This is a genomic window from Methanoregula sp. (assembly GCF_002835825.1).
Taxonomy (GTDB): domain Archaea; phylum Halobacteriota; class Methanomicrobia; order Methanomicrobiales; family Methanospirillaceae; genus Methanoregula.
The window spans coordinates 1-3,388 of the sequence record NZ_PIZH01000249.1 but is presented as its reverse complement, the minus strand read 5'-3'; the positions used below and the strand labels follow the sequence as shown (position 1 = coordinate 3,388).

Below are 3,388 nucleotides of genomic sequence, written 5' to 3'. Positions count from 1 at the left end.
GTCGTTGGCTGAGTGACCATGGTGGGTACCGTGGGAGGTATCGTCGTTGGTTCTGTTGTGGGCACTGCTGTTGGTTCTGTGGTTGGTGCCGTGAACGGCTGGAGGGTCACCGGGGGTTCCGTGGTGACCGTTGTTGCCGGTGTATCAGCAGCAACCGGAACGGCAATGAATACGCACAGAATAAGGATGATGAGAAGTACAGAAGATTTTCTCAAGGCTATCTCTTCCTGTACTGGTACATCAGAAATGGCGCTATTTATGTGATCCGGTCTATTGTCCCTGACAAAGGGTTGCGACTACCTGTGCAAGCCGGTGCATCCCATCGGCGATTTGATCTTCCGAAGCGGCCGAGAAGTTGAGCCGGATCGTGTCCGTGCCGCCCCCGTCAACGTAGAACGGGAGACCGGGGAGGACCGCGACTTTGTTCTTCACCCCTTCATCGAAGACCTTCCGGGAGGAGAGGCCTTCCGGGAGGGTCGCCATTAAAAACATGCCCCCCTCCGGGTTCGTGTGGGAGAGTGCTGGCATCAGGTCATCGAAGAGGTCGCACATGAGCTGGCACTTGCGGTTGTACACAGCGACGATCTTTTTGATGTGTGCATCAGGGTCGCTTGTTGTCAGGTACCGGTGCAGGATCTTCTGGCAGAGGAAATTGGAGTGGAGGTCTGCTGCCTGCTTGACGACATTGAACTGCTGCAGGACTTCGGCCGGGGCAAACATCCAGCCGATCCGCATTCCTGGTGCAACGGTCTTGGAGAAGGATCCGGAGATGACAGCCTGATCGGGAAGATACCGTTTGACCGGCAGCCGCGGTTGTGTATCGAAGAAGAGCTCACCGAATGCGTCGTCTTCGTAGAAGACAGTCTCTGTTCCTGCGAGGATCTCTGCAATGGCTTTCCGCTTCTCCTGCGAGTATGTCCGGCCTGACGGGTTCTGGGAGTTGGGGATCCCGTAGAAGAACTTCGGCCGGTTATTCCGGACCATCCGCCCGAATACCTCAAGGTCCGGTCCATCCTCTTCGAGCGGGACGGTGTCTATGACCGGCTCGTAGAGCGAGAAGGCTTCGATCGCCCCGAGGTAGCCGGGCCGCTCCATGCCCACATGGTCCCCTTTGTTGAGGAAGAGTTTTGCGAACAGGTCGAGGCACTGCTGGGAGCCGTTCACGATCTGGATCTCTTCTGCGGTTGCCGTGATACCGAGCCGGTGCCGGTACCGGTCCGCGATGTACTCGCGCAGCGGGAGGTAGCCATCGGTTGTGGTGTACTGGAGCGCCACCTGCGGGTCCTCTTCCATGACCTCGCGGGCTGCCCGGGCGATGCCCGCCGTATCGATCAGGGCTGCCGAGGGGAGCCCTCCGGCAAAGGAGATGATGGACGGATCGGACGAGACCCGGAAGAGTTCTTCCAGGAACGATTTTGGGGCGCGTGCGACCCTGTCGGCAAACTGGTACTGCATGGTAGGACCCGGGGCCGTGGGCGAGCGCGGCCGGACTGTTGCACTTTCATTGAACTGTGGGAGAAAAAAACGTATGGAATCGGGCGGGTGTTAGATTTGAGAACCCCCTCAGAATTTTCCCTGGCACCGCCTGGGCTTCACATCCCTGCTAAATCCATTCTCGCTCCAGAAAATTCTGGTATGCAATTAAGATGGAAGGAAACTTCCTGCTAGCTAATATAAATATTTGTAAAGCTGATGTTTGTAGGTAACACCAGGAGGACACATGCGAATCAACACACGGCATGAATCAGGGAGGGGTTGCACGGCAGCACTCTCCCGGCCGGTAATTTCCTGCGCCGGAAGACGAGGGTCTTCGGGCACCGGATATCCGGCAGAACATCGGGGATCGGATTCACGAGCTTACTTCCGGGCGGAGTGACTTCGGCCGCACAGGACCGGTTGATCCGGTCTGTGCATGACGGCAGTCCCGAACCGGTTAATGGGCAGGAGTGTTCATGCGGGCAATGGCAGAATGTGCCGGCCCGCTGATCCGCTGAAGGCGTGATCAGCACACTCTGGAAGATTGGAAAAAAAGCGTAAGGGCTCGGGCAAGAATTCGTCCCGGGTTTTAACGAGGCACAAGTTTCAGAGGTACATCAGAATGGCACGACAAGTGGCAATTTACGGAAAAGGTGGTATCGGCAAATCGACTACAACGCAGAACACGGTTGCGGCACTCGCGGAGGCCGGAAAGAAGATCATGGTTGTCGGGTGCGACCCCAAGGCTGACTCGACCCGGCTGCTCCTGCACGGGCTCTGCCAGAAGACCGTACTGGACACGCTAAGAGATGAAGGAGACGACATCGAGCTCGACGCGATTTTGAAGCCCGGGTTTAAGGAGACCCGGTGCGTTGAGTCCGGAGGACCGGAACCCGGCGTGGGTTGTGCGGGACGCGGCATCATTACGTCCATCAACCTGCTCGAATCGCTCGGCGCATATACGCCCGACCTCGATTACGTCTTCTACGATGTACTCGGCGACGTGGTCTGCGGCGGGTTCGCGATGCCCATCCGCGAAGGAAAGGCGGAGGAGATCTACATCGTTGCATCGGGCGAGCTGATGGCGCTCTATGCGGCAAACAACATCGCCAAGGGTATCCAGAAGTACGCAACGAACGGCAAGGTCAGGCTCGGCGGCATCATCTGCAACAGCAGGAAGGTCGACAACGAGCATGCACTCCTCAAGGCGTTTGCCGAGGAGCTCGGTAGCCAGCTGATCTACTTCGTCCCGCGGGACAATCTCGTGCAGCGGGCCGAGATCAACAAGAAGACGGTCATCGACTTCGACCCGACTTCAGGACAGGCAGGCGAGTACCGCAACCTTGCACAGGCGATCGACAACAACAAGATGTTCGTTATCCCGAAACCGATGAAACAGGAACGGCTCGAAGAACTGATGATGCAGCACGGGTTCCTGGACGCAATGTAAGGATACCGGAAAACCAGCAAATCGGAAAAAAACAGGCGGATGTGTGTGACATGTTACTGATACGTGCAATTGTTCGACCGGAGAAGAAAGACGAAGTCCTTGCGGAACTCTCGGGAGCGGGATTCAATGCCGCCACCATGGTGGACGTGGTGGGCCGGGGCAAGCAGAAGGGTATCAAGATCGGGGGCATGGTCTATGACGAGATCCCCAAGGTCCTGATCCTGATGGTCATCCAGGACAATGAGAAGGAGAAGGTCGTTAAGATCATCCTCGACATCGCGAGGACCGGTACGGAAGGAACGTTTGGGGACGGCAAGATCTTTGTTTCCCCGGTCGAGGAAGCTTACACGATCTCGAAGAACAGCCCGGGCCTCTGAGGCGATCGCGATGCAAGAGATCATGGCGATCGTCCGGATGGAGAAGCCCGGCGCAACCAAACAAGCCCACTTGGCGGGCGGGGTG

At 57.3% G+C, this 3,388-nt stretch carries 3 protein-coding genes and 1 pseudogene; 2 read left to right on the top strand and 2 right to left on the bottom strand.

Annotated elements, in window-relative coordinates; translation table 11 throughout:
* Together CW742_RS09200 and CW742_RS09195 are read right to left on the bottom strand one after the other, a co-directional pair.
* Window positions 1–215: pseudogene (locus CW742_RS09200) on the bottom strand (S-layer protein); the annotation flags it as partial.
* Window positions 216–270: 55 nt separating this feature from the next.
* Window positions 271–1,455 (bottom strand): PLP-dependent aminotransferase family protein, encoded by a 1,185-nt coding sequence (locus CW742_RS09195; RefSeq protein ID WP_292419485.1) that lies wholly within the window; start codon window positions 1,453–1,455, stop codon window positions 271–273.
* A 565-nt stretch (window positions 1,456–2,020) separates the two neighbouring features.
* Between CW742_RS09195 and nifH the strand changes: the two genes are divergently transcribed.
* Window positions 2,021–2,926, top strand: a complete 906-nt coding sequence (gene nifH, locus CW742_RS09190) for a nitrogenase iron protein (RefSeq protein ID WP_342764869.1) — start codon at window positions 2,021–2,023, stop codon at window positions 2,924–2,926.
* Between the two features lie 50 nt (window positions 2,927–2,976).
* On the top strand, window positions 2,977–3,303 hold the full coding sequence (locus CW742_RS09185; RefSeq protein ID WP_292419480.1) for a P-II family nitrogen regulator: 327 nt from the start codon (window positions 2,977–2,979) through the stop codon (window positions 3,301–3,303).
* The last annotated feature ends 85 nt before the right edge of the window (window positions 3,304–3,388 follow it).